The organism is Streptomyces sp. NPDC101178 (assembly GCF_044767965.1).
Taxonomy (GTDB): Bacteria; Actinomycetota; Actinomycetes; order Streptomycetales; family Streptomycetaceae; genus Streptomyces.
This window is the reverse complement of record NZ_JBIWOZ010000008.1, coordinates 196,127-221,314: the sequence shown is the minus strand read 5'-3', so window position 1 is coordinate 221,314 and position 25,188 is coordinate 196,127. Positions and strand designations below refer to the sequence as shown.

The following is a 25,188-nucleotide window of genomic DNA, read 5'->3' as shown; positions in this document are numbered from 1 at the left end:
GACCGGCCCCATGCTCAACCTCTCCGTTCGGGAGCCGTGCCCCGCTGTGTGCGGGCGCGGCGTGACAGCGATGGACACCACGAATGAGACAGAATTTCCGGCCGCGCCATGCCGCGGCCGTGTACCGCAGGACCGCGGTGGCCCTGTCGGCGGTGATGGTCGGCGGACTCGTGCAGTTCGCGACCCCGCCGGAGGCCTTGGCGCAGGGTAATGAACGCCCCAGCGTCCCGAACACCGACAAGCCGGTGCGAGGCAAGGACGGGGAGAAGGTCGCTCCGCGTGGTCTCTCCAAGGGCCCCCGGACCCCGGACCGGACACCGAGGGCCACCCTGCCCGAGGCCGGAACAGCCGTGATCCGCCTGCCTGAGCAGTCGGCGCGGGCGGCGTCGGGGAGTGTGAAGGCGAAGGGCCTTCCCCTCACCCTGGGCCCGGTCGCCGAAGCCGGGGAGTCGGTGCGCGGCGAGGTCGAGGCCCGGGTGCTGGACCGGAGAACGACGGAGCGCGCCGGAGTGCGTGGAGTCCTCCTCTCCCTCACCCCGTCCGAAGGAGCCGCGCCGGAGAGCAGGTCGGCCACCGGCCAGGACAAGGCCGGCAAGGCCGCGCTCACGGTGGAGTACGCCCGGTTCGCCGACGCCTTCGGCGGCGGCTACGCCTCCCGCCTGAGGCTGGTCGAGCTGCCCGACTGCGCGCTGACCACTCCCGAGAAGAGCGCCTGCCGCAACGGCACACCGCTGGAGACCGTCAACGACACCGAAGGGCAGAAGCTGAGCGCGAAGTCCGTCGGTCTGCGCGCCGGCCGGTCCACCGTTCTCGCCGTGGTCGCCGGAGCCGAGGGGGAGAAGGGCGACTACAAGGCCACGGATCTGGCCTCGTCGGCGTCCTGGGACACCAGCCTGAACACCGGTGACTTCTCCTGGTCCTACGACATGCCCGTCCCCCAGGTCCCCGGCGGCCTGGAGCCGAGTGTGGGGCTGTCCTACTCGTCCGGGTCGATCGACGGCCGTACCGGAGGAACCAACAACCAGGGCTCCTGGGTCGGGGACGGCTTCAGCCTGTGGCCCGGCTACATCGAGCGCAAGTACAAGCCGTGTGCCGACGACGGGGTGAAGAACGCCGAGGGCAACAAGCCCGGTGACCAGTGCTGGTCCTACGACAACGCGTTCATCTCGTTCAACGGCAAGGGCGGCGAGCTCGTCCCGGCCGGCGGCGACACATGGAAGCTGAAGAAGGACGACGGCACCAGGATCGAGCGTCTGAAGGACTCCGCGCGCGCCAACGGCGACAACGACAACGAGTACTGGCGGGTCACCACCCCGGACGGCGCACAGGCCTACTTCGGCTACAACCGGCTGCCGGGCTGGGCGACGGGGAAGGAGGAGACCGGCTCCACCTGGACCGTTCCGGTCTTCGGCAACAACTCCGGTGAGCCGTGCTACAAGGCCACCTTCGCCGAATCCTGGTGTCAGCAGGCCTGGCGGTGGAACCTCGACTACATCGTCGACCCGCACGGCAACGCGTCCGCCTACCACTACACCAAGGAGGAGAACTACTACGGCCGCAACCTGAAGGCGTCCGATGCCACCCGGTACACCCGTGGCGGCCACCTGGGGCGCATCGACTACGGCCTGAAGTCCTCGGCGATGTTCGACAAGGCGCCCGCGCAGGTCGTCTTCGGCAGCGGTGAGCGCTGCATCCCCGAGACGGGGGTCACCTGTGCCGCGGACACCATCGACGACAAGTCGTCCTACTGGTACGACACCCCGTGGGACATGAACTGCAAGGCGGGCAAGGACTGCGACAACGGACGTCTCTCGGCGACGTTCTGGACCCGCAAGCGCCTGACGGATGTGACCACCCAGGTGCTCAAGCCCGACGGCTCCTACGGCAAGGTCGACTCCTGGAAGCTCAGCCACCGCTGGGGCATGGCGGACACCGACTACCAGCTGCTGCTCGACTCGGTGCAGCACACCGGACACTCCGCCGCGACGCCGATCACCCTGCCGAAGACCACGTTCGCCTACACCCAGCTCGCCAACCGGATGGACCGCACCGGAGACGGGTACGCGCCGTTCATCAAGGCCCGCCTGTCCACGGTGGCGGACGAGTACGGCGGCCAGGTCGACGTCAACTACTCGGCCCCGGTCTGCAAGGAGAGCAGCCCGCCGGCGGAGCACACCAACACCACCCGCTGCTTCCCGGTGTACCTCGGCGGTGACAGCGACACCGCCCCGGAACTGCACTGGTTCAACAAGTACGTCGTGGAGTCCCTCACGGAGACCGACCGCACGGGCGGCTCCCCCGACCAGGTGACGCAGTACGAGTACCTCGGCGGTGCGGCCTGGCACTACGACGACGCCGACGGTTTCGCCAAGGACAAGAGCAGGACCTGGTCCGACTGGCGGGGTTACGGGCACGTCAGAGTCAGGACCGGTGGTCAGGGCGGAGTCATGAAGTCGCAGGCCGACTCCTACTTCCTGCGCGGTATGCACGGAGACCGCAAGGACAAGTCGGGCGGCACCAAGACGGTCACCGTCGCCCTTGGCGAGGGTGAGGGCGAGGCGATCACCGACCACGAGTCGGCAGCCGGCATGGAGTACCGGACCGTCGGCTTCGATGCCCCCGGCGGCAAGGTGCTGGAGAAGACGGTCAGCCGCCCCTGGCACCACGAGACCGCGAAGAAGACCCGCACCTGGGGCACCGTCACCGCGAACTTCACCGGCATCGCGTCCTCGAAGGCCTGGACGTCGCTGGACGCCGGCGCCGGTGCCAAGTGGCGCACCACCGCGACCGCGACGACCTATGACACGGTCGCCGGACGGGTGACCCAGGTCCACGACCAGGGCGACACTTCAACCCCCGCCGACGACCAGTGCACCCGGACGACCTACGCCACCGACACCGCCAGGAACATCCTGGACCTGGTAGCCCGGGAGGAGACCGTCGCCAAGGCCTGCGGTGCCGACACCGACCGCGCCAAGGACGTCATCTCCGACGTCCGGACCGCCTACGACGGCGGAGCCTACGGAGCCGCACCGACCAAGGGCGACGCCACCGCGGTGGCGAGCCTGAAGGCCCACGACGGCACCAAGGCGACGTACCTGGAGTCGGGCAGCACTTTCGACGGCTACGGCCGCACCCTGACCTCCACGGACCTGACCGCCGACGTCACGGTCGACGGCACCGCCGCCCCGGTGCGTTCGGCGCGCACCGACGGTCTCACCACCACGACCACCTACACCCCCGCGACCGGTGTGCCGACGCAGACCACGGTCACCACCCCGCCCGCCAAGAGCGGGAACGCCGGCTCCGCGCTGACCGTGACCACCAAGCTCGATCCGCTGCGCGGCAAGCCGCTGACGCAGACCGACACGAACGACAACACGACCGAGTTCACCTACGACGCCCTGGGCCGTTCCGCCAAGCTGTGGCTCGCCGACCGCCGTAACACCCTCACTCCCAACTACGAGTTCGCCTACCGGGTGGCCGAGGGCAAGCCGGTCGCGGTGACCACGAAGCTGCTCAACAACAACGGCGGGCAGATCAGCTCGCACCAGCTCTACGACGGCTTCCTGAGGGAACGCCAGTCCCAGGCACCGGGCCCCGACGGCGGGCGTATCCTCGCGGACGTCTTCTACGACGAACGCGGCCTGGTGAGCAAGACGTTCGCCCCGTACTACGCCACCGGAGCCCCCACCACGGAGATCTTCAAGCCGGACGACGCCCTGGCGGTGGAGACCCAGACCCGGACCGCCTTCGACGGCCTGGGAAGGGCGGTCGAGACACGGCAGATCGCGGGCAACGGCGACGGCGGTTCCGTTCTCGGCGTCACCAGAACGATCCACGGCGGCGACCGGACCACGGTGATCCCGCCCGCGGGCGGCACCGCCAGCACCACGCTGCACGACGCCCTGGGCCGGACGACCGAACTGCGCCGGCACCACTCCCGCACCATCGACGCCGCCTACGACACCACGAAGTACACCTACGCTCCCCGAGGTCAGCTCACCGGGCTCACCGATCCGGCCGGTAACTCCTGGGGCTTCGGCTACGACCAGAGGGGCCGTCAGACCCGCTCCGACGACCCGGACAAGGGCATCACCACCACGACGTACGACGACCGTGGCCGGGTGACCTCGACCGAGGACGCGCGCGGAAGCCGGCTGTTCACCACCTACGACAACCTCGGCCGCCAGACCGAGCTGCGGGAGGGCTCCCCGACCGGGGCCCTGCGGGCCGGCTGGACCTACGACACGGTCACCGGCGCCAAGGGGCAGCTGGCCGAATCCACCCGCTACCAGGCGGGGAACGCCTACACGTCGAAGGTCACCCAGTACGACCGCCAGTACCGGCCGATCCGGACCGAGGTGCGGATTCCCGACTCCGAGGGCGCCCTGGCCGGTACGTACCAGAGCGGAGTCAACTACGGCACCTCCGGGCTGGTCAGCGGGTACAGCTACTCCGCGGCGGGCGCGCTGCCCGGAGGCGCGGTCGTCCACACCTACGAGCCCGACACCCTGCGTCAGACCGGGGTCTCCGGTCAGGGCATGTCCGCATCGGTCAAGTACAGCAACACCGGAAAGCCCCTCCAGTACCAACTCGGCCTGTCCAGCGGCGGGAAGAAGACCTGGAGCACCAACACCTACGAGTGGGGCACCCAGCGCCTCGCCACCTCCCGGGTCGACCGTGAGGAGCAGGCGGGTGTGGACCGCCACGCCACCTACACGTACGACGAAGCGGGCAACGTCCTGTCCGTCTCGGACGTCTCGCGTACCGGTACCGACAACCAGTGCTTCACCTACGACCATCTGCGCCAGGTGAAGGAGGCCTGGGCCCAGAACACCACCACCTGCGCCGCGGCCCCCACCGCTTCGGCGGTCGGTGGCCCGGCCCCGTACCGGAACTCCTACACCTACGACAAGATCGGCAACCGTGCCACCGAGACCCGGCACGACCCGGCCGGTGACACCGCCAAGAACATCCAGCGCACCTACACCTACCCGGCGCCCGGCGCCGAGCAGCCCCACACGCTGAGCTCCGTGCAGACGAGGAACGCGAGCGGCACCAGCACCGAGGAGTACGCCTACGACGACGCCGGCAACACCACGGCACGTCCCGGGCAGGCGCTGACCTGGGACGCCGAAGGCCGTCTGGCCAAGGTCACCGAGGGCGCCGAGAGCACCGAGTACGTCTACGACGCCGACGGCAACCGCCTGATCGGCCGCACGGCCGACACCACCACGCTCTATCTCGGGCACACCGAAGTCACCCTGGCCAAGGGCGCCTCGGCCGCGAAGGCCACCCGCTACATCGACGTCGGCGGCGGCCACCAGGCCATCCGGCGCGACGACGGCACCTTCGACTTCACGGTCGCCGACCACCACGGCACCGGCGTTCTGGCCGTCCAGGCCGGCACGATGGCGATCCAGCAGCGCCGCACCGACCTCTTCGGCAACGCACGCGGTCAGGAAGTCTCGTCATGGCCCGGCACCAAGGGCTTCGTCGGGGGAACGGACGACACCGGGGACACCGGCCTCACCCACCTCAGCGCCCGCGAATACGACACGAAACTGGGCCGCTTCATCAGCGTCGACCCTCTCCTGATCACGGAGGACCCCACCCAGCACAATCCGTACACGTACGGGAACAACAACCCGGCCACGTTCTCCGACCCCACGGGCGAGGCCTACGAGGAGTGCGTCAGCGGCCAGTACAAGTGCACCTACGGAAAGGGCGGCACCGGGGACGTCAAGAAGGTCAGCTTCGGCAAGAACTACGAAAGCATCACCCGCGCCAAGGGCGGCAAGGTCTCCAAGAACTACTACGCGCAGCAGGTCACCGGCCGTAAGTACACGTACACCAAGGGCCAGGGCATCAGTACCCGTTACACCAAGAAGGAACTGACCTGGGCCGATGTACTCCGCAAGCAGTCCGAAGCGGCGTACAAGCAGTATGTGAAGGCCATCGACGCGGCGCATCAGGAGTGGGTCAACAGCCAGAACCAGGACCAGCGTTCCGGATGGCAGAAATTCTGGGACGGAACGAAGGAGACCTTCGGCACCTGGGAAGGGTGGAAGAACCGGGTTCTTCCGGCGGCCGGGTTCGCCGCCTGCCTGGTCGCGTCCGCCGGGCTGTGTGTCGGCGCGGGGCTGGTCGTCGTAGGAGCCACACTGGTCGGTGACGGCGTCACCACCGGAAGCTGGAACTGGTCGCAGGCGGGGAAGAGCGCGCTGTGGACCGTTGCCGGCGGAGCGGTGGGCCGGGGCCTTTCCGGAAGCTGGACCAAGTCGGCCATGATGCACCGCACACGCGTGAAGTCGGTCTTCCAGGCGCCGGGCGTCACCATCTACGGTTACCGTAAGACGGTCGATATGGGTGCCACGCAGGCCAATGTGGCACTCAACCTGGGTAATTCGCTCACTTTCTGCGGAGTTGGTGCGGCCAGCCCCGGGAATGGCCCGGGGTGGTGCTGAGTGACGCGGATCGTGGAAAGTGGGATGTCGATGAACGACCGTACTGCCGTGCTGAGGCGGCGCTCCTGGTCGGTCATTTTCGGAATAGCGGTCGTGGGCCTCGGCGCCGGAATGCTGTTGGCGGTGGTGAAGGTCACCTCCGTGAGCGGTTTCCGCACCGGCTGGCAGGGGATCCCGGTCTACCTGGTGATCGCGGGTCTGATCGGACGCATCGTGAACTGCAAAGTCGTCCTGCGGAAGGGCGCGCTCACGGTCATCAATCCGCTGCGGACCCACACCCTTCCGAAATCGGTGATCGAATCTGCCGCGCCCGGCGAGGACGGCGGCCTGGAAGTCACCCTGTCAGGAGGGCGTACGGTCCCGGTCTTCGCCTACGGCGGATCCTTCATCGACCACTTCCGTGGGACCAGCGGTGCGGCGGCGGAGACGATCAACCGGTGGCTTCGCACCGGCTCGGAACCTGATGGTTCGAGTGCCGGAGCTGCAGTGGGCTGGACCAGGTGCCGCCTCGCCGACCTGTCGGTCCTGAGCGGAGTTCTCCTTGCCGGTGGTGGCGCTCTCTGGATGGCGCTGACGGGCGGATGAGCGGGCAGTAGTCTCGAACGCCCGTGACACAACGGCCCCGACTCCTCAGGGAGTCGGGGCCGTTGTGCGATCTGGTGAGGACGCGTGGACACTGCGGCCGGACGCGCCGGGCCCCGAGCGGGTACCGGCGGTGTCCGGGCGGACGGAGGGGCGTGACCGGACCAGAGCGCGCCCCTGACCGGGTCGCGGTCAGTAGGCGTAGAACCCCGACCCCGTCTTGCGCCCCAGCCGCCCCGCGTCGACCATCCGCTGGAGCAGCGGGGGAGCGGCGTACAGCGGCTCCTTGTACTCGGCGTACATCGAGTCGGCGACCGAGGCCACGGTGTCCAGGCCGATCAGGTCCGCGAGCTTCAGCGGGCCCATCGGGTGGGCGCAGCCCATCTCCATGCCGTTGTCGATGTCCTCGCGGCTCGCGATGCCCGACTCGAACATCCGGATCGCCGAGAGCAGATACGGGATCAGCAGCGCGTTGACGACGAAGCCGGACCGGTCCTGCGCGCGGATCGGGTGCTTGCCGAGCACGTCCTGCACGACGGCCTCGGCGCGCTTGATCGTCTCGTCCGACGTGGTCAGCGCCGGGATCAGCTCGACCAGCTTCTGGACGGGGGCCGGGTTGAAGAAGTGGATGCCGATGACCTGGTCCGGACGCGAGGTCGCGACGGCCAGCTTCACCAGCGGGATGGAGGAGGTGTTGGAGGCGAGGATCGCGTCCTGCCGGACCACCACCTGGTCCAGGACCTGGAAGATCTCCGTCTTGACCTGCTCGTTCTCCACGACGGCCTCGATGACGAGGTCGCGGTCGGCGAACTCCCCGAGGTCCGTGGTGAAGCTGAGGCGGCCCAGGGTCTCGTCCCGCTCCTGCTCGGTGATCTTGCCGCGTTCGGCGGCCTTCGAGAGGGAGTTGTGCAGCCGGGTGCGGCCGATCTCCAGCGCCTCGCCGGTGGTCTCGGCGACCTTCACTTCGAGGCCGCTGCGCGCGCACACCTCCGCGATCCCTGCGCCCATCTGGCCACAGCCGACCACCCCGACGCGTGCAATGTCGGCCATAGAGTCCGTCACCTCGTGCCTTTCGATGTTCTCCGCAGTGCAGGTTCCCGTGTGATTCCGGTGCCCGCCTCGACCCCACGACGTTACTCCGCGAGCCGACCCCGGTGACCTGCGGGTCATCCGGCTACGGACGGGCATGATCCTGTTACGTACAGCAATAGAGGTGGTGTTCGACGTGAAGGGACGAGTGTGGCGCATGCGACGGACAGGAATGACCCGGAGAGCGCTCGTGGCGGGTGCGGCGGGACTGGTGGCGGCGATGACGACAGGTGGGGACGCGGTGGCCGCGCGGACGGAGCGGGCGGTACGGGGAGGAGGCGGCGGCGAGGACCGGCTCGCGCCGGGTGAGCTGCGCGGCGTCTGGATCGCCACGGTCGCCAACCTGGACTGGCCCTCCAAGCCCGGCCTGACGGCGGCGGCCCAGCAGGCCGAGCTGATCGCCCACCTGGACCGGGCGGTCGAGCACCGGCTCAACGCGGTGGTGCTCCAGGTCCGTCCCACCGCGGACGCCCTGTGGCCCTCCCCGTACGAACCGTGGGCCGACTGCCTCACCGGCGTGCAGGGCAAGGACCCGGGCTGGGACCCGCTGGCCACCGCAGTCCGCGAGGCGCACGACCGGGGCCTGGAGCTGCACGCCTGGTTCAACCCGTACCGGGTGGCCAACCACACCGACCCCACCCGGCTCGCCGCCTCCCACCCGGCCCGGCGGCACCCGGAGTGGGTCCTGCCGTACGGCGGGAAGCTCTACTACAACCCCGGCCTGCCGGAGGTCCGCCGGTTCGTCCAGGACGCCATGCTGGACGCCGTCCGCCGCTACGAGATCGACGCGGTGCACTGGGACGACTACTTCTACCCGTATCCGGTGGCGGGGGAGGCGTTCAAGGACGATGCCGCGTACGAGCGGTACGGGGCCGGTTTTCCGGACAAGGCCGCCTGGCGCCGCGACAACGTGGACCGGCTGGTGCGCGAGATGGGCGAGCGGATCCGGGAGGTCCGGCAGGGCGTCCGCTTCGGCATCAGCCCCTTCGCCGTCTGGCGGAACAAGGCGACCGACCCGGCCGGCTCCGACACCCGGGCGGGCGTGGAGACGTACGACGACCTGCACGCCGACACCCGTAAGTGGGTCAAGGAGGGCTGGATCGACTACATCTGCCCGCAGATCTACTGGCACCTCGGCCAGACGGCCGCCGACTACGCCAAGGTGCTGGCCTGGTGGGACGCGACTGTACGGGGCACGGGCGTGGGCCTGTACGTGGGGGAGGCGCTGTACAAGGCCGGCGACCCGGCCCAGCCCGCAGCCTGGCAGGACCCGGCGGAACTCTCCCGCCACCTCACCCTCGCCCGGGACCACGAGGAGGTGGGCGGGCACATCTTCTTCTCCGCCAAGCACGTGGCGACGGACCGGATCGGCGCGATGGCACGGGTGGTGGCCGACCACTACCAGGACCGGGTGCGTGCGCCGCGCTGAGCCGCGCGTGTGAGGGGCCGGGGCCCGCTCGGACCCCGGCCCCGGTTCCGCTTACCGCTGGGGCCGGTCCCGGGGCGCCTCGATGTGCTGGACGACGCTGTCGGGGCCGGGTGACATCAGGTGTTCGCGGCCGTCGGGGAAGCGGAGCCGGTACGGGGGAGCGCCCCCGTCCCCGAGGACTTCGATGATCTCGGCGACCCGGTCGTGCTGTCCCACGGTCCTGCCGTGCATCAGCAGCCGGTCGCCCGCGTATGCCTCCATGGGGGTGACCTCCTCACGGGGTGGCGGTCCGTCTCACAGGGCGGCGGTCCGTCTCACAGGGCGGCGGTCCGTACCGCCAAGTCTATGACCGTACCGGCCTGGTTTCGTCTGCTGGAAGGGGCCGGGGAACCTTGCCCCGGCCCGTCCGCTGGGTGGCCGCGATGCAGACGAGCACCGCCACCGCCGCGAGGGGAGCCGCCGCGGAGACCTTCTCGCCGAGCAGCAGGACGGACCACGCCAGCGTGAGGAGCGGCTGTGCGAGCTGGAGCTGGCTGGCCCGGGGGACACCGATCTCCGCCATGCCCTTGTACCAGACGTACAGCCCGAAGAACGTTGATCCCGCGGCCACCCAGACCAGGCCGAGGGCGCCGTGCGCGGTGAGGTGGACCGGCTCCAGCGGCAGTGCCACCGCGCTGCCCGCCACCGCGAACGGCAGGCAGAGGATCAGCGCCCAGCCGATCACCTGCCAGCCCGGCATCACCCGGGCGAGCCTGCCGCCTTCGGTGTACCCGGCCGCGCACACCAGCAGCGCGCCGAACAGATACAGATCGCCCGAGGTCAGGGCGCCACCGCTCTGCTGCACGGTGAAGCCGATGACGACGGCGGCCCCGGCGAGGGCGGCGACCCAGAACGTACGGGAAGGACGTTCCCCGGTACGCAGCGACCCGAGCACCGCGGTCGTCAGCGGCAGCAGCCCCACGACCACGGCCGCGTGCGAGGTGGTGGAGGTCTGGAGGGCGAGGGTCGTCAGCAGCGGGAACCCGACCACCACACCGCCCGCCACCACCGCGAGCCCGGCCCAATGGCGGCGCGCGGGCACCGGCGCCCGGACCGCCAGCAGGAAGCAGCCGGCGATGAGCGCGGCGAGCGTGGAGCGCAGGGCGACGAGGGACCAGGGGCCGAAGCTCTCCAGGCCCCAGGCGGTGGAGGGGAAGGTGAGCGAGAACGCCACGACGCCGAGCGCGGCGAGGAGCGTGCCACGGCGGGCGGGGGCGGCCTGCGCGGTGTGCGGCGGTGCTTCCGTGCCGGAGGTCCGGGCGGTGTGCTGCGACGCACCCGGTCCGTGCGTCGCGGAGGTCTCCGTACCGGTGGCGATCGCTATCGTTCCAGCGTGGGTAGCGCTATCCTGTGCTCTCATGCAAGAGCGTAGCAGCGTGGCCGAGCTGGTCACTTCCCTCCGTGGAGAACTCAACCGCTACTCACCTGGTGGAAAGCTGCCGTCCAGCCGTGCGCTGGTCGAGCGCTTCCGGGTCAGCCCGGTCACCGTCTCCCGCGCCATCGCGCAGCTCGCCGCCGAAGGGCTCGTCACCACCCGCCCCGGCTCCGGCGCCTTCCGGGCCGAGCCGCGTGCCGAGGTGCCCGCCCCCGGTGACACGTCCTGGCAGGAGGTGTCGCTGAGCGGCGACGGCGGACCCGAGGTCGTGCCGCGTACGGTCGATGCCTCCGGAGTCCTGGCCACCCTCGCCGCACCACCGCCCGGCACCATCGAGTTCAACGGCGGCTACCTCCACGCCGGCCTCCAGCCCGAGCGGGCCCTGGCCGCCGCCCTCGCCCGGGCCGGCCGCCGCCCGGGCGCCTGGGGCCGGCCGCCCACGGACGGGCTGCCCGAACTGCGGTCCTGGTTCGCCCGTGAGATCGGCCCGGCCGTCTCCGGCGCCGACGTCCTGATCACCGCGGGCGGCCAGAGCGCCCTGGCCACCGCCCTGCGCGCCCTCGCCCCGCCCGGCGCCCCGGTCCTGGTGGAGTCGCCCACCTACCCCGGCATGCTCGCGGTCGCCCGCGCCACGGGACTGCGCCCGGTCCCGGTCCCGATGGACGCGGACGGGGTCCGGCCCGAGCTGCTCGCCGACGCCTTCCGCGCCACCGGAGCCCGGGTCTTCGTCACCCAGCCGCTCTTCCAGAACCCGACCGGAGCCACCCTCGCGCCCGCCCGCCGCCCCGAGATCCTGGCCATCGCCCGCGCGGCCGGGGCGTTCGTCGTCGAGGACGACTTCGCCCGGCGGCTCGTCCACGACGACGCCGGACCGCTGCCGGTGCCCCTGGCCGCCGACGACCCCGACGGCGTGGTCGTCCACGTCTGCTCGCTCACCAAGGTCACCTCGCCCAGCCTCCGCGTGGGCGCGCTGGCCGCCCGGGGGCCGGTGCTGGAGCGCCTGCGCGCCATCCAGGTCGTCGACAGCTTCTTCGTACCGAGGCCGCTCCAGGAGGCCGCGCTCGAACTCGTCGGCGCCCCGTCGTGGGGCCGCCACCTCGCCGCGGTGGCGGCCGAGCTGCGGAGCCGCCGTACGGTGATGGCCGCCGCACTCCGCTCCGAACTGCCCGCCTTCGCCCTGCCGCACGTACCGGCGGGCGGCGGCAGTCTCTGGCTCCGGATCCCGGCGACCGGTGCGGGCACGGGACCCGACGAGACGGCCATCGCCTCCGCCGCGCTGCGCGCCTCTGTCGCCATCGCCCCGGGCACCCCGTACTTCTGCGCCGAACCTCCGGCGGGCCACGTACGGCTGAGTTTCGCGGCGGTCTCCGGCGCGGCCGAGATCGCGGAGGGCGTACGCCGGTTGCGTACCGCCTACGAGAGTCCGGGCCTGTCGGCCTTGGCCGGAAACTGACCGGCGGGGTCGGTACCACCCGGGGGCCCTCTTGACCGTTCAACCGTTCGGCACCACGATCCGGCCATGACGCATCCGGCCATGGCACAGCGGGTCACCCTGGTCGCGGCGGCGCGTACCTCGCCCCGCCTGGCCGAGCGGTTCGACGACGACCGGCCGCTCGACCAGGCCGGCTGGCACGAGGTGCAGCTCGTCGCCCACACCCTCGTCCCGCTCGGCGCGGCGGAACTGCGCTACTGCTCGCCCACCCCGCGCAGCCGCGCCACCGGCGACGCGCTCGGTTACGCACCGATGGCCCAGCCCGCCCTGCGCGACTGCGACATGGGCCGCTGGCGTGGGATGACCCTGGCCGAGGTCGCGGCCAGGGAACCGGTAGCCGTCGATGTCTGGTTCGCCGACCCGGGCAGCTCCCCGCACGGCGGCGAGTCGCTCCTGGCCTTCATCGGACGGATCGGCGGCTGGCTGGACACCCGCCCGGTGTGCGACGGGTTCATCGTCGCGGTCGCCGAACCCGCCGTGATCCGCGCGGCCCTCGTCTACGCGCTGAACGTGCCGCCCACCGCGTACTGGAACGTGGACGTCCGCCCGCTCTCCACGATCACGCTCGCGGGCTCGCCCGGCCGCTGGAGCCTGAGCCTGGAGTCCGGCGTCCGCTGACGCCGATTCCGGGCAGCACGCTCCCTTCCCACCGGTCCGACCGGTCGGTACGTTGCAGGGGCATCTGTCCCGTGACGTACCGGAGGAGACGTGCCGCAGATCCACGGCCACTGCGAGGACCGGTTCGCCGGGGTCCGGGCCGCCTTCGAGGAGAACTTCACCGCCCGCGGCGAACTGGGCGCGGCGCTCACCGTCCTGGCCGACGGCGTCCCCGTGGTGGACCTCTGGGGCGGCTGGGCCGACGAGGCCCGCACCCGCCCGTGGGAGCGGGACACCCTGGTCAACGTCTGGTCCACGGGCAAGGGCCCGACCGCGCTCTGCGCCCACATCCTGGCCGACCGGGGCCTGCTCGACCTGGACGCCCCGGTCGCCGCGTACTGGCCGGAGTTCGCGGCGAACGGCAAGGAGAGCGTCCTCGTACGCCACCTCCTCTCGCACCGCTCCGGAGTCGCCGGAGTCGGCACCCCGCACACCCTGGACGAGCTGTACGACTGGGAGCTGACCTGCGCGAGGCTCGCCGCCACCGCGCCCATGTGGGAGCCGGGAAGCCGGTCCGGCTACCACGCGATCTCGTACGGATTCCTCGTCGGCGAGGTGGTCCGCCGGGTCAGCGGCGTGCTGCCGGGGGAGTTCCTGCGGCGGGAGGTCACCGGGCCGCTCGGCATCGACTTCACCTTCGGCCTCCCGGAGAAGGAGACCCACCGGCTCGCCGAACTCGTCCAGGAACGCGCCGACCGCGACGCCCAGGCCGCGCTCCTGGCCCGGATGACACCGGTCGCCGTCGCCTCCCTGCTCAACCCGCCCACCGGCCGCGCCGCCGCCAACACGCCCGGGTGGCGCGCCGCCGAGATTCCCGCCGCCAACGGCCACGGCACCGCCCGCGCGGTCGCCGCGCTCTACGGGATCCTCGCCGGACGCGGCAGCCTCGGCGGCCACCGGATCCTCTCCGAGCGGGCCGTCGAGCGGGTCCGCGAGAGCCAGGGCGCCTGCCGCGACCTGGTCCTCGGCGACGCCTTCGCCCACGAGACGGAGATCGCGCTCGGCCTCTGGCTGAGCGGCCGCAACGGCTCGTACGGCCCCGATCCGCGGGCCATGGGCCACGACGGCGCGGGCGGTTCCTGCGGCCTGGCCGACCCGGAAGCCAAAATCGCCCTCGGGTACGTGATGAACCGGATGGGCTCAGGCGTGGCCGACGACCCGCGGAAGACGGCGCTGGTGGACGCGGTGTACGCGGCCCTTGGGGACGCCGCCCGGGGATGATCGGAACCGGACATTCCACACCGCCGACCCAACCCGGGTTTCACCTGCGGTTGCCAGGAATGTGAGGATGTCACCATGACAACCAAGGTCTACTTCGACATCACCATCGACGACGCGCCCGCAGGGCGGATCACGTTCAACCTGTTCGACGACGTCGTCCCCAAGACGGCGGAGAACTTCCGCGCGCTCGCCACCGGCGAGAAGGGCTTCGGCTACGCCGGCTCGTCCTTCCACCGCGTCATCACGGACTTCATGCTCCAGGGCGGGGACTTCACCCGCGGTGACGGCACCGGCGGCAAGAGCATCTACGGCGAGAAGTTCGCCGACGAGAACTTCAACCTCAAGCACGACCGCGTCGGCCTGCTCTCGATGGCCAACGCCGGCCCGAACACCAACGGCTCGCAGTTCTTCATCACCACGGTGCTCACCCCGTGGCTGGACGGCAAGCACGTGGTCTTCGGCGAGGTCGCCGACGACGACAGCATGAAGCTCGTCCGCAAGATCGAGGCGCTCGGCTCCTCCAGCGGCCGCACCCGCGCCAAGGTCACCATCGCCGAGTCCGGCGTTCTCTGACCGACGCGGCGCCTCAGGGCCCGGCGGAACGCAGGAAGCCCGGCCGACGCACCGCGTCGGCCGGGCTTCCTGGTCTCTTCCGCGGGCCCCGGTCAGTTCGACCGGGCGGCGCGCTCCGCGTTGCGCTCCTTGATGCGGGCGGTCTCCTTGCGGACCTCCGCCTGGGTGGCCCGCTCCTTCTGGAGCCACTCCGGCATCTCGTCCTTGAGGGCGTCGACCTGCTCGGTGGTGAGGGGATCGGTGATCCCGCCACGGGCGAGGCCGGCGATGGAGATGCCGAGCTTCGCGGCGACCACGGGCCGGGGGTGCGGTCCGGTGCGGCGCAGCTCGACCAGCCACGCGGGCGGGTCGGTCTGGAGGGCGTTGAGCTCGGTGCGCGAGACGGCACCCTCCTGGAACTCGGCGGGGGTGGCCTGGAGGTACACACCCAGCTTCTTCGCCGCGGTGGCGGGCTTCATGGTCTGGGCGGTCTTGTGCGACGTCATGGGTCCAGGGTATCGACGATGGGACATACCTCCGACCACGGACCGGTGGCCGACCACGGACCGGTGGCCGGTGCCCGGTGCAGGTGGACGCCGGGGTGAGCGGTGGCCGGTGACCGGCCGGCGGCGGGGCGGCCGGTAGCCTGGACCCGTGACAGGCTCGGACACCCCCTCATCCTTCAGGCTCGCGTACGTCCCCGGTGTGACGCCGACCAAGTGGGTGAGGGTCTGGCACGAGCGGCTGCCCGACACCCCTCTGGAGCTCGTCCAGGTCCCTCCGGCCGAGGCCGGCCGGCTGCTGGCGGACGGCGGTGCGGAGGCGGGGCTCGTACGGCTTCCGGTCGACCGGGACGTCCTCAGCGCGATCCCCCTGTACACCGAGACGACGGTCGTGGTGATCCCCAAGGACCACGCCGCCACGGCCGCGGAGGAGGTCACGCTCCCCGACCTGGCGGACGAGATCGTCCTGCACCCGCTCGACGACGTCCTGGACTGGGGGACCCTCCCGGGCCGCCCCGCGCTCGAACGCCCCGCCTCCACGGCCGACGCCGTCGAGCTGGTGGCGGCGGGCGTGGGCGTCCTCCTCGTCCCGCAGTCCCTGGCCCGCCTGCACCACCGCAAGGACCTCACCTACCGCCCGGTCCTGGAGGCTCCCGAGTCCCGCGTGGCCCTGTCGTGGCCGCAGGAGGAGCCCACGCCCGACCTGGTCGAGGAGTTCATCGGCATCGTCCGGGGCCGCACGGTCAACAGCACCCGCGGCCGCGCGGCCACCCCGCCGCAGCCGTCGGCGAAGGAGAAGGCCAAGGCCAAGCGGGCGGCGACGGGCACCGGCTCCGGCCGCAAGCCCGCGCCCGGCGGCAAGCAGTCGGGCACGGGCCGCCGCGCAGGCGCGCCCAAGGGCGGCAAGCCCACGGGCAAGGCGCCCGGCAAACGAGGAAAGCCGCGCGGCCGGTAGACCGGGGCGCCGCCCCTCACCCCGCTGCACCTACCCCGTTACGTCGAGGCCTTCCGCGCGCCGATGCGTGCCCGGGTACATCCGGCGCCCCGCTGCGCGTACCCCGTTACGTCGAGCCCTTTGCCCACCGATGCGTGCTCCGGTACACCCGGCCCCCCCCGCCCTCGTACGCGAACCCGTGCGCCGCCCCCACCCACCGCACTCCTCGGTCTCTTCCTCGCCCATGGAACCTGGGCCGTCTTCCGGCATCCCCCTCGATCCGGGTGCGGAGCGTGTCCCGGTCGGCATGGAGCACGAAGTGCCTTATCGGGGCGCCGTGTTGGGCGAGGCCCGCGCTGATCTCACGCCGGTAGGCCCTGACCAGGACCGTGATGGGCACCACCAGGGTGCCGCCGGTGTGGTCGAGTACGCGGCGGGCGGTCTCGACCACGAGCGGCCGCCACCGCGGCCGGTGCTGGAAGTCATCCGTCCTGGGCAGCCCGGGCTTGATGTCCATGAGTGTCGGCGGCTTCGTCCGGAGGGCTGTCATCCCGCGCCGCGCGGGTCCGCCGCTCCGCGTCCTTGTGCGCGTCTCCGCGGAACGTGACGGCGTCCACCCCGTCCCACGACCGCTCCACGATCAGCCGCAGCCGCTGGGCCACGGGCTGCACCGGCAGCGCCAGCACCCCGATCATCTGGAACAGCGGGACGGAGCGCTCCCGGACGCTGAACTGATGGGCGGGGTTCTTGTCGGTGTCGTAGGGCAGTTGGGTGGCCGGCTGCCAGTCGGGCTCAGGTCCCGGGACCTCGATCTCCGTCACAGCAGTCCTCCCAGAGGCTCCGGCGACCGGTGATCAACCTACCTTCAGATCTTCCGATCGGGCGAAGCGCCGGAATCAGCCCGCAGACACGGTGGGGAAGGCTCCCGTCAGCCGGCGGCGAGGAGTTCGAGCGTGTCGATCACACGGTTCGAGAAGCCCCACTCGTTGTCGTACCAGGCGACCACCTTGACATGGCGGCCGTCGACGCGGGTGAGGGCCGAGTCGAAGATCGCCGAGGCGGGATTGCCCGTGATGTCGGACGACACGAGCGCGTCTTCCGAGTACTCCAGGACGCCCGCGAGCGGCCCCTGCGCCGCGGCCCGGTACGCCGCCAGCACGTCCTCGCGCGTCACGTCGCGGGCGACGGTCGTGTTGAGTTCGACGATCGATCCCACCGGAACCGGTACGCGGATCGAGTCGCCGGACAGCTTGCCGTCGAGGGCCGGCAGCACGAGGCCGATCGCCTTGGCGGCGCCCGTCGTGGTCGGCACGATGTTGACGGCGGCGGCGCGGGCGCGGCGGGCGTCGCGGTGCGGGCCGTCCTGCAGGTTCTGCTCCTGCGTGTAGGCGTGCACCGTCGTCATGAAGCCGTGCTCGATACCGGCGAGATCGTCCAGCACCTTGGCCAGCGGCGCGAGCGCGTTGGTCGTGCACGAGGCGTTCGAGACGATCGTGTGCGCCGCAGGATCGTACGCGTCGGTGTTGACGCCGAACGCGAGGGTGACATCGGCGCCGTCCGCCGGCGCGCTGACGAGTACCTTCTTCCCGCCCGCGTCGAGGTGCGCGCGGGCGGCCTCGGCCGAGGTGAAGCGGCCGGTCGCCTCCAGCACGATGTCGACGCCGAGCCCGGCCCACGGCAGCCGCGCCGGTTCGCGTTCGGCGAGCACGGTGATGCGGCGGCCGTCGACGACGAGGGTGTCCCCGTCGACGGTCACCGGGCGCCCGAGCCGGCCGGCCGTCGAGTCGTAGGAGAGCAGCCGCGCGAGGGCGGCGGGCTCCGTGAGGTCGTTGACGGCGACGACTTCCAGGCCGCTGTCGCGTTCGAGCAGCGCGCGCAGGACGTTGCGTCCGATGCGGCCGAATCCGTTGATGGCGATGCGCGTCATGAGTGGTGGTGTCCCTTCCGGTCCCTGCGGGTTCGCCTCCAGGTTCGCCCGCCCCGGCCGCCGCTGACAGCGGCGTGATCGCCACGGTCCGAAAGGATCGCGCCAGGCTATTCGTCCCTGGAGAAGGTGCGCCGGTACTCGCTCGGTGTGGTGCCGAGGATGCGCTGGAAGTGGAGCCGCAGATTGGTCCCCGTACCGAGGCCGGCATCGGCGGCGATCTGCTCGATGCTGCGCTGCGAGCGCTCCAGCAGCTCGCGGGCCATGTCGATACGGGCGCGCATGACCCACTGCATCGGCGTGTACCCCGTGTCCTCGGCGAAGCGCCGCGAGAAGGTGCGCGGCGACACCGCCGCGTGCCGGGCGAGTACGTCGAGGGTGAGGGGCTCGGCGAGCCGGTGCAGCGCCCACTCCCGGGTGGCGGCGAACCGCTCTCCGAGCGGCTCGGGCACGCTGCGCGGCACGTACTGCGCCTGCCCGCCGCTGCGGTAAGGGGCCGCCACCAGCCGCCGCGCGGCGTGGTTGGACGCGGCCACCCCGAGATCGCCGCGCAGGATGTGCAGGCACAGGTCGATGCCCGAGGCGGCACCGGCCGAGGTGAGCACGCTGCCCTCGTCGACGAAGAGGACGTTCTCGTCGACCCGGACGCGCGGATGCCTCACCGCGAGGGCCCGCGTGTAGTGCCAGTGCGTCGTGGCCCGCTTGCCGTCGAGCAGACCGGTCGCGGCGAGCGCGAAGGCCCCGGTCGAGATGGCGGCGAGCCGCGCGCCCCGGCCGTGCGCGCCGACCAGCGCGTCGACGACGGCCCGCGGTGGATCGTCCCGGTCCGGGAACCGGTAGCCGGGGACGAAGACGATGTCGGCCCACTCCAGCGCGCCGAGCCCATGGGCGACGGAGTACGACAGCCCGTCGCCGCCGGTCACGAGGCCGGGAGCCGCACCGCAGACCCGTACCTCGTACGGCATGCTCGCGCGGCTCGTGAACACCTGCGCGGGAATCCCGACGTCGAGCGGCTTCGCCCCCTCCAGCACGAGGACGGCGACGCGGTGCGGGGACGGGGCGGGCACGGGGAAAGGGTACGCGGGGCGCGGGCGCCGGCTCGGTCGCGTGCGCCGGGTGCTCGTGTCCGCCGGCCGGGCACCGATCCAGCCGATTGCATAAAAGTGCAGCCCTGCGTATAGTCATGCCATCAACGAGGAGGGTTCCGATGGTGGTACGCGCAGCGGTGGCAGGGGCGAGCGGATACGCCGGCGGTGAGCTGCTCCGCCTTCTGCTGGCGCACCCCGGCGTCGAGATCGGTGCGCTCACCGGACACTCCAACGCCGGGCAGGCCCTCGGCTCGCTCCAGCCGCATCTGCGGCCGCTGGCCGACCGGGTGCTGGAGCCGACCACCGCCGAGGTGCTCGCCGGGCACGACGTCGTCTTCCTGGCGTTGCCGCACGGGCAGTCCGCCGCCGTGGCCGAGCAGCTCGGGGACGAGGTGCTCGTGGTCGACATGGGGGCCGACTTCCGGCTGAAGGACGCGGGGGACTGGGAGAAGTTCTACGGGTCGCCGCACGCCGGGACCTGGCCCTACGGGCTGCCCGAGCTGCCGGGTGGGCGGGCCGCGCTCGCCGGGTCGAAGCGGATCGCGGTGCCGGGGTGCTACCCGACCGCCGTGTCGCTCGCGCTCTTCCCGGCGTACGAGGCCGGTATCGCCGAGCCGGAGGCCGTCATCGTCGCCGCGTCCGGGACCTCCGGTGCGGGCAAGGCGGCCAAGCCGCATCTGCTCGGCTCCGAGGTGATGGGCAACATGACCCCGTACGGCGTCGGCGGCGGGCACCGCCACACGCCCGAGATGATCCAGAACCTCAGCGCCGCCGCCGGGCACCCGGTCACGGTCTCCTTCACGCCCACCCTGGCGCCCATGCCGCGCGGCATCCTCGCCACGTGCAGCGCGAAGGCGACGCCCGGCGTGAGCGCCGAGGGCCTGCGCGCCGTGTACGGGAAGGCGTTCGCGGACGAGCCGTTCGTCGACCTCCTGCCCGAGGGCCGGTGGCCCGCCACCGCCGCGGTGTACGGCTCCAACGCCGTACAGGTCCAGGTCGCGTACGACGAGGCCGCCGGGCGGATCGTCGTCGTCACCGCCATCGACAACCTCGCCAAGGGCACCGCGGGCGGCGCCCTGCAGAGCATGAACATCGCCCTCGGGCTCCCCGAGGACACAGGTCTCACGACGATCGGAGTTGCACCGTGAGCGTCACGGCAGCACAAGGGTTCTCGGCGGCGGGCATCGCCGCCGGAATCAAGGAGAGCGGTAACCCGGACCTGGCCCTCGTGGTCAACCACGGGCCCCGTCGCGCCGCCGCGGGCGTCTTCACCTCCAACCGCGTCAAGGCCGCCCCGGTCCTCTGGTCGGAGCAGGTACTCAAGGGCGGCGTCGTCACCGCCGTCGTCCTCAACTCCGGCGGCGCCAACGCCTGTACGGGACCCAAGGGGTTCCAGGACACCCACGCCACCGCCGAGAAGGTCGCCGAGGTGCTGGAGGGCCACAGTGCCGGCGAGGTCGCCGTCGCCTCCACCGGCCTCATCGGGCTCCTGCTCCCCATGGACAAGCTCCTCCCCGGCATCGAGCAGGCCGCCGCCGCGCTCAGCGAGCACGGCGGTGAGAAGGCCGCCATCGCCATCAAGACCACCGACACCGTGCACAAGACGGCCGTCGCGGGCGGCGAGGGCTGGACCGTCGGCGGCATGGCCAAGGGCGCCGGCATGCTGGCCCCGGGCCTCGCCACCATGCTCGTCGTCCTCACCACCGACGCGGACGTGGAAGCCCCCGCACTGGACGCCGCCCTCCGCGACGCGACCCGGACCACCTTCGACCGGGTCGACTCCGACGGCTGCATGTCCACCAACGACACCGTGCTCCTCCTCGCCTCCGGCGCCAGCGGCATCACCCCGGACCAGGCCGCGTTCGCCGAGGCCGTACGGGCCGTCTGCGACGACCTCGCCCGGCAGCTCATCGGCGACGCCGAAGGCGCCTCCAAGGACATCCGGATCGAGGTGATCAACGCGGCCACCGAGGACGACGCCGTCGAGGTCGGCCGGTCCATCGCCCGGAACAACCTCCTCAAGTGCGCCATCCACGGCGAGGACCCCAACTGGGGCCGGGTCCTCTCCGCCATCGGCACCACACGGGCGGCCTTCGAGCCGGACCAGCTCAACGTCGCCATCAACGACGTCTGGGTCTGCAAGAACGGGGGAGTGGGGGAGGACCGCGACCTGGTCGACATGCGCTACCGGGAGGTCAAGATCACCGCCGACCTCGCCGCCGGCACCGAGTCCGCCGTCATCTGGGCCAACGACCTCACCGCGGACTACGTCCACGAGAACAGCGCGTACAGCTCATGACGACGGCGCGGAAGCACACCGCACTCCCGAAGGCGCAGATCCTCATCGAGGCGCTGCCCTGGCTGACCCGGCACCACGGCAAGACCGTCGTCATCAAGTTCGGCGGCAACGCCATGATCGACGAGGAGCTGAAGGCCGCCTTCGCCCAGGACGTCGTCTTCCTGCGGCACGCCGGGCTCAAGCCCGTCGTCGTGCACGGCGGCGGCCCGCAGATCAGCGCCCAGCTCGACAAACAGGGCCTGGTCAGCGAGTTCAAGGCCGGGCTGCGGGTCACCACACCCGAGGCGATGGACGTCGTACGGATGGTCCTCGCCGGACAGGTCCAGCGCGAGCTGGTCGGCCTCCTCAACCAGCACGGCCCGCTCGCCGTCGGCATGACCGGCGAGGACGCCCACACCATCACCGCCACCCAGCACCGGCCCACCATCGACGGCGAGTCCGTCGACATCGGCCGGGTCGGCGAGATCACCGCCATCGACACCGGGGCCATCCAGGCGCTGCTCGACGACGGCCGCATCCCGGTCGTCTCCTCCATCGCCCGCTCCGCCGACGACCACCACGTCTACAACGTCAACGCCGACACCGCGGCCGCCGCGCTCGCCGCCGCCCTGAACGCCGAGACGCTGATGGTCCTCACCGACGTGGAGGGGCTGTACGAGGACTGGCCCAACAGCGACGACGTGATCAGCCGCCTGACCGCGAGTCAGCTGGAGAAGCTGCTGCCCGAGCTGTCCAGCGGCATGGTCCCCAAGATGCAGGGCTGCCTGCACGCCGTCCGCAACGGCGTCGAGACCGCCCGCGTCATCGACGGCCGGGTCCAGCACTCGATCCTGCTGGAGATCTTCACCGACGAGGGCATCGGCACGATGGTCGTGCCGGACGCCCCCATCGACGTACACACAGGGCCTGAACTGGGGGAATCATGACCGGCACCGGCAGCAGCGGACTCACCTCGCGGTGGCAGGGCGCGCTGATGGACAACTACGGCACGCCCCGCCTGTCGCTCGTCCGCGGGGAGGGCGCCCACGTCTGGGATGGGGACGGCACCCGCTACCTCGACTTCGTCGGCGGCATCGCGGTCAACGCCCTCGGCCACGCGCACCCGGCCGTCGTGGAGGCCGTCTCCACCCAGGTCGCCTCGCTCGGCCACGTATCGAACCTGTTCATCGCGGAGCCGCCGGTCGCGCTCGCCGAGCGGCTGCTCCAGCTCTTCGGCCGCCCGGGCCGGGTCTTCTTCGCCAACTCCGGCGCCGAGGCCAACGAAGCCGCGTTCAAGATCGGCCGGCTCACCGGACGCACGCACATGGTCGCCACCGACGGCGGCTTCCACGGCCGGACGATGGGCGCGCTCGCGCTGACCGGCCAGCCCGGCAAGCAGGAGCCGTTCGTCCCGCTGCCCGGTGACGTCACGCATGTGCCGTACGGAGACGTGGACGCCCTGCGCGCAGCGGTGACCACCGACACCGCCCTGGTCATCATCGAGCCGATCCAGGGTGAGAACGGTGTCGTCGTCCCGCCCAGGGGTTACCTGGAGGCGGCCCGGGAGATCACCCGCGCCACCGGCACGCTGCTCGTCCTGGACGAGGTGCAGACCGGTATCGGCCGCTGCGGCCAGTGGTTCGAGCACCAGGCCCACCAAGGCGTCGAGCCGGACCTCGTCACGCTCGCCAAGGGACTCGGCGGCGGTCTGCCGATCGGTGCGACGGTCGCGTTCGGCCCGGCGGCCGACCTGCTGAAGCCGGGGCACCACGGCACCACGTTCGGCGGCAACCCGGTCGCCTGCGCCGCCGGACTCGCCGTCATCGACACCCTCGCGGCCGACGGCGCGCTCGACGAGGTCAAGCGGCTCGGCGAGAAGATCCGCGACGGCGTGGAGGCGCTCGGACATCCGCTGGTCTCCCATGTCCGCGGCAGCGGCCTGCTGCTGGGTATCGTGCTCACCGGACCCCTCGCACCGCAGGTGCAGCAGGCGGCCCAGGGAGCCGGCCTCCTGGTGAACGCGCCCGCCCCCGATGTCGTACGGCTCATGCCGCCGCTGATCATCGGTGACGCGGAGGTGGACACGTTCCTGGAGATCCTGCCGAGCGCTCTCGACGCGGCACACGGGGACGGACGATCCGGAGCATGAGCCTCCGGAGAATGAGGCGACGACGATGACCGAGGCGCAGGAGACCGAGCACGGCGGACCGTCCGTGCCGCAGACCCGCACCGCCCGCCACCGCCGGATCGTGGACATCCTGAACCGGCAGCCGGTCCGCTCGCAGAGCCAGCTGGCCAAGCTCCTCGCCGACGACGGGCTGAGCGTCACCCAGGCGACGCTCTCCCGCGACCTCGACGAGCTGGGCGCGGTCAAGATCCGCAACACCGGCGGCGAGCTGATCTACGCGGTGCCGAGCGAGGGCGGTTTCCGCACCCCGCAGGCGCCGCTGGGCGGCTCGGCCAAGGAGGAGCGGATGCGCAGGCTCTCGGCCGAACTGCTGATCTCGGCAGAGGCCTCGGCCAACCTGGTGGTGCTGCGTACGCCGCCGGGCGCCGCGCAGTTCCTCGCCTCGGCCATCGACCAGGCCGAACTGCACGACATCCTCGGCACCATCGCGGGCGACGACACCCTGATGCTCATCAGCCGCGACGCGGGCGGCGGCCAGGCCCTCGCCGAACACCTGCTGAGACTCGCTCAGAACGACCGCTGAGCCGTTCCGTTCAGTACCGCGTGATCGCGGTCGGGCCCAAGGAGGTCCCGACCGCGATGTGCGGCCGCCGCTCCGGCTTCGCCCAGGCCAGGATCTCCGCCATGGCGTCGGCGGGCACGGACACACAACCCGCCGTCGCGCCGCGCCCGTTCACATGCAGGAAGATCCCGGCGCCCCGGTTGCGTACCGGGCGGTCGTAGTTGAAGCCGATCACCAGCGCGTGGGCGTACTGCGTCCCGTACGTGACGAGGTGCTCGGCCTCGTCCGCCCGGCAGTCGGCGGGACGCGGTTCCACCCAGCGGTTGTACGCGCGCGAGGCGTTGTCCTGGCACCACCAGGAGTCCTCGGTCACCTTGCGGTAGGGATACCGCGTCCCCGCCGGGGCGTCCTGGATGCCGAAGGCGTAGGGCAGGTCGTACAGCCCGGTCGGCGTGGTGCTGGTGCCCTGCTCGCGGCTGCCGCCCTCGGCCAGCCCGTTGACCCCGAACCGCGCGGCCGCCGAGCCCGCCGCCACCCACCGGCCTCCACGCCGCTCCCACCAGGTCACCGTGCCCGTCGTGGAGCCGGTGTCCGGAGCCTCGGCGGTGATGAGCTGCGAGCCGCCGCCGGTGTCCGCCAGCCGGTACGGGAGGGGAGGCGGGCTCTTCTCGGGAGCGGCCCCGAGGGAGCCCAGGGCCAGCGTGAGGAGTACGGCGAAGGTCGGCAGAGGTCGTCGGCGCATGCTCCGGACCGTATGGCGCCCGGACGCGACGCCCCACCGGACCTGCTCCGTACGGCCCAGCGGCCCACCCCTGAAGAGCTCCCGAAAGCCCCCGGAAGCCACTGGAGATGCCGGGTTGCCCCC

Annotated in this window: 21 protein-coding genes and 1 pseudogene; 13 read left to right on the top strand and 9 right to left on the bottom strand. The window is 71.6% G+C overall.

Annotated elements, in window-relative coordinates; all coding sequences use genetic code 11:
* Positions 1-83 precede the first annotated feature (83 nt).
* Positions 84-6,470 (top strand): RHS repeat-associated core domain-containing protein, encoded by a 6,387-nt coding sequence (locus ACIRR8_RS23490; RefSeq protein ID WP_404068064.1) that lies wholly within the window; start codon positions 84-86, stop codon positions 6,468-6,470.
* A gap of 30 nt (positions 6,471-6,500) precedes the next feature.
* Positions 6,501-7,055: a hypothetical protein gene (locus ACIRR8_RS23485; protein WP_404068061.1), complete on the top strand. Its 555-nt coding sequence runs from the start codon at positions 6,501-6,503 to the stop codon at positions 7,053-7,055.
* A gap of 189 nt (positions 7,056-7,244) precedes the next feature.
* Here the strand turns inward: ACIRR8_RS23485 and ACIRR8_RS23480 are convergent, their stop codons facing one another.
* Entirely contained in the window at positions 7,245-8,102 is an 858-nt protein-coding gene (locus ACIRR8_RS23480; protein WP_404068058.1) for a 3-hydroxybutyryl-CoA dehydrogenase, read from the bottom strand.
* Positions 8,103-8,298: 196 nt separating this feature from the next.
* Between ACIRR8_RS23480 and ACIRR8_RS23475 the strand changes: the two genes are divergently transcribed.
* Positions 8,299-9,570, top strand: coding sequence for a glycoside hydrolase family 10 protein (locus ACIRR8_RS23475; protein WP_404068056.1), 1,272 nt, complete (start codon positions 8,299-8,301; stop codon positions 9,568-9,570).
* A 51-nt stretch (positions 9,571-9,621) separates the two neighbouring features.
* Here the strand turns inward: ACIRR8_RS23475 and ACIRR8_RS23470 are convergent, their stop codons facing one another.
* Both ACIRR8_RS23470 and ACIRR8_RS23465 read right to left on the bottom strand, forming a co-directional pair.
* The gene (locus ACIRR8_RS23470) at positions 9,622-9,831 is read right to left on the bottom strand and encodes a DUF1918 domain-containing protein (protein ID WP_404068053.1); all 210 of its coding nucleotides are present in this window, start codon (positions 9,829-9,831) and stop codon (positions 9,622-9,624) included.
* A gap of 82 nt (positions 9,832-9,913) precedes the next feature.
* Positions 9,914-10,969 (bottom strand): DMT family transporter, encoded by a 1,056-nt coding sequence (locus ACIRR8_RS23465; RefSeq protein ID WP_404068051.1) that lies wholly within the window; start codon positions 10,967-10,969, stop codon positions 9,914-9,916.
* On the opposite strand from ACIRR8_RS23465, the gene ACIRR8_RS23460 reads away from it, so the two are divergent.
* From ACIRR8_RS23460 to ACIRR8_RS23445, 4 genes are all read left to right on the top strand, one after another.
* Positions 10,968-12,437 carry a PLP-dependent aminotransferase family protein gene (locus tag ACIRR8_RS23460; protein WP_404068049.1) on the top strand — a complete coding sequence of 490 codons (1,470 nt, stop codon included), beginning with the start codon at positions 10,968-10,970 and terminating at the stop codon, positions 12,435-12,437. The two genes, ACIRR8_RS23465 and ACIRR8_RS23460, sit on opposite strands and share 2 nt — an antisense overlap.
* 81 nt (positions 12,438-12,518) lie before the next feature.
* Positions 12,519-13,094: a histidine phosphatase family protein gene (locus ACIRR8_RS23455; RefSeq protein ID WP_404068567.1), complete on the top strand. Its 576-nt coding sequence runs from the start codon at positions 12,519-12,521 to the stop codon at positions 13,092-13,094.
* A 90-nt stretch (positions 13,095-13,184) separates the two neighbouring features.
* A complete protein-coding gene (locus ACIRR8_RS23450) occupies positions 13,185-14,354 on the top strand; it encodes a serine hydrolase domain-containing protein (protein WP_404068045.1) in 1,170 nt (389 codons plus the stop codon).
* Between the two features lie 75 nt (positions 14,355-14,429).
* Positions 14,430-14,927: a peptidylprolyl isomerase gene (locus ACIRR8_RS23445; RefSeq protein WP_404068042.1), complete on the top strand. Its 498-nt coding sequence runs from the start codon at positions 14,430-14,432 to the stop codon at positions 14,925-14,927.
* A 92-nt stretch (positions 14,928-15,019) separates the two neighbouring features.
* Here ACIRR8_RS23445 and ACIRR8_RS23440 read toward each other — a convergent pair whose 3' ends face one another.
* Positions 15,020-15,412, bottom strand: coding sequence for a DUF5997 family protein (locus ACIRR8_RS23440; protein WP_404068039.1), 393 nt, complete (start codon positions 15,410-15,412; stop codon positions 15,020-15,022).
* 148 nt (positions 15,413-15,560) lie between these two features.
* Here ACIRR8_RS23440 and ACIRR8_RS23435 point away from each other — a divergent pair, with 148 nt between their 5' ends.
* On the top strand, positions 15,561-16,364 hold the full coding sequence (locus ACIRR8_RS23435) for a LysR family substrate-binding domain-containing protein (protein ID WP_404068037.1): 804 nt from the start codon (positions 15,561-15,563) through the stop codon (positions 16,362-16,364).
* A 247-nt stretch (positions 16,365-16,611) separates the two neighbouring features.
* Here ACIRR8_RS23435 and ACIRR8_RS23430 read toward each other — a convergent pair.
* The 4 genes and pseudogenes from ACIRR8_RS23430 to ACIRR8_RS23415 all read right to left on the bottom strand — a co-directional run.
* Positions 16,612-16,866: pseudogene (locus ACIRR8_RS23430) on the bottom strand (ATP-binding protein); the annotation flags it as partial.
* The gene (locus ACIRR8_RS23425) at positions 16,826-17,164 is read right to left on the bottom strand and encodes a hypothetical protein (RefSeq protein ID WP_404068035.1); all 339 of its coding nucleotides are present in this window, start codon (positions 17,162-17,164) and stop codon (positions 16,826-16,828) included. The pseudogene ACIRR8_RS23430 and the gene ACIRR8_RS23425, both read right to left, overlap by 41 nt.
* A gap of 107 nt (positions 17,165-17,271) precedes the next feature.
* Positions 17,272-18,270, bottom strand: coding sequence for a type I glyceraldehyde-3-phosphate dehydrogenase (gap, locus tag ACIRR8_RS23420; RefSeq protein ID WP_404068033.1), 999 nt, complete (start codon positions 18,268-18,270; stop codon positions 17,272-17,274).
* Positions 18,271-18,377: 107 nt separating this feature from the next.
* Positions 18,378-19,334: a GlxA family transcriptional regulator gene (locus ACIRR8_RS23415; RefSeq protein WP_404068030.1), complete on the bottom strand. Its 957-nt coding sequence runs from the start codon at positions 19,332-19,334 to the stop codon at positions 18,378-18,380.
* 140 nt (positions 19,335-19,474) lie between these two features.
* On the opposite strand from ACIRR8_RS23415, the gene argC reads away from it, so the two are divergent.
* Genes argC through ACIRR8_RS23390 form a run of 5 tightly spaced genes read left to right on the top strand, consistent with a single transcriptional unit; the run spans position 19,475 to position 24,344 of the window.
* The gene (gene argC, locus ACIRR8_RS23410) at positions 19,475-20,503 is read left to right on the top strand and encodes an N-acetyl-gamma-glutamyl-phosphate reductase (protein ID WP_404068028.1); all 1,029 of its coding nucleotides are present in this window, start codon (positions 19,475-19,477) and stop codon (positions 20,501-20,503) included.
* Entirely contained in the window at positions 20,500-21,654 is a 1,155-nt protein-coding gene (gene argJ, locus ACIRR8_RS23405; RefSeq protein WP_404068026.1) for a bifunctional glutamate N-acetyltransferase/amino-acid acetyltransferase ArgJ, read from the top strand. Before argC ends, argJ begins: the two co-directional genes overlap by 4 nt.
* A complete protein-coding gene (gene argB, locus ACIRR8_RS23400) occupies positions 21,651-22,580 on the top strand; it encodes an acetylglutamate kinase (RefSeq protein ID WP_326706770.1) in 930 nt (309 codons plus the stop codon). Before argJ ends, argB begins: the two co-directional genes overlap by 4 nt.
* A complete protein-coding gene (locus tag ACIRR8_RS23395; protein WP_404068023.1) occupies positions 22,577-23,782 on the top strand; it encodes an acetylornithine transaminase in 1,206 nt (401 codons plus the stop codon). The genes argB and ACIRR8_RS23395 overlap by 4 nt, the downstream gene beginning before the upstream one ends.
* A gap of 25 nt (positions 23,783-23,807) precedes the next feature.
* Positions 23,808-24,344, top strand: a complete 537-nt coding sequence (locus ACIRR8_RS23390) for an arginine repressor (protein ID WP_404068021.1) — start codon at positions 23,808-23,810, stop codon at positions 24,342-24,344.
* Positions 24,345-24,354: 10 nt separating this feature from the next.
* Here the strand turns inward: ACIRR8_RS23390 and ACIRR8_RS23385 are convergent, their stop codons facing one another.
* On the bottom strand, positions 24,355-25,065 hold the full coding sequence (locus ACIRR8_RS23385; protein ID WP_404068018.1) for a L,D-transpeptidase: 711 nt from the start codon (positions 25,063-25,065) through the stop codon (positions 24,355-24,357).
* Positions 25,066-25,188: the final 123 nt, after the last annotated feature.

Coding starts and splice junctions, on each gene's coding strand:
- ACIRR8_RS23490 (WP_404068064.1), top strand. CDS start 84: ATGAGACAGAATTTCCGGCCGCGCCATGCCGCGGCCGTGTACCGCAGG.
- ACIRR8_RS23485 (WP_404068061.1), top strand. CDS start 6,501: ATGAACGACCGTACTGCCGTGCTGAGGCGGCGCTCCTGGTCGGTCATT.
- ACIRR8_RS23480 (WP_404068058.1), bottom strand. CDS start 8,102: ATGGCCGACATTGCACGCGTCGGGGTGGTCGGCTGTGGCCAGATGGGC.
- ACIRR8_RS23475 (WP_404068056.1), top strand. CDS start 8,299: ATGCGACGGACAGGAATGACCCGGAGAGCGCTCGTGGCGGGTGCGGCG.
- ACIRR8_RS23470 (WP_404068053.1), bottom strand. CDS start 9,831: ATGGAGGCATACGCGGGCGACCGGCTGCTGATGCACGGCAGGACCGTG.
- ACIRR8_RS23460 (WP_404068049.1), top strand. CDS start 10,968: ATGCAAGAGCGTAGCAGCGTGGCCGAGCTGGTCACTTCCCTCCGTGGA.
- ACIRR8_RS23465 (WP_404068051.1), bottom strand. CDS start 10,969: ATGAGAGCACAGGATAGCGCTACCCACGCTGGAACGATAGCGATCGCC.
- ACIRR8_RS23455 (WP_404068567.1), top strand. CDS start 12,519: ATGGCACAGCGGGTCACCCTGGTCGCGGCGGCGCGTACCTCGCCCCGC.
- ACIRR8_RS23445 (WP_404068042.1), top strand. CDS start 14,430: ATGACAACCAAGGTCTACTTCGACATCACCATCGACGACGCGCCCGCA.
- ACIRR8_RS23440 (WP_404068039.1), bottom strand. CDS start 15,412: ATGACGTCGCACAAGACCGCCCAGACCATGAAGCCCGCCACCGCGGCG.
- gap (WP_404068033.1), bottom strand. CDS start 18,270: ATGACGCGCATCGCCATCAACGGATTCGGCCGCATCGGACGCAACGTC.
- argC (WP_404068028.1), top strand. CDS start 19,475: ATGGTGGTACGCGCAGCGGTGGCAGGGGCGAGCGGATACGCCGGCGGT.
- argB (WP_326706770.1), top strand. CDS start 21,651: ATGACGACGGCGCGGAAGCACACCGCACTCCCGAAGGCGCAGATCCTC.
- ACIRR8_RS23395 (WP_404068023.1), top strand. CDS start 22,577: ATGACCGGCACCGGCAGCAGCGGACTCACCTCGCGGTGGCAGGGCGCG.
- ACIRR8_RS23390 (WP_404068021.1), top strand. CDS start 23,808: ATGACCGAGGCGCAGGAGACCGAGCACGGCGGACCGTCCGTGCCGCAG.
- ACIRR8_RS23385 (WP_404068018.1), bottom strand. CDS start 25,065: ATGCGCCGACGACCTCTGCCGACCTTCGCCGTACTCCTCACGCTGGCC.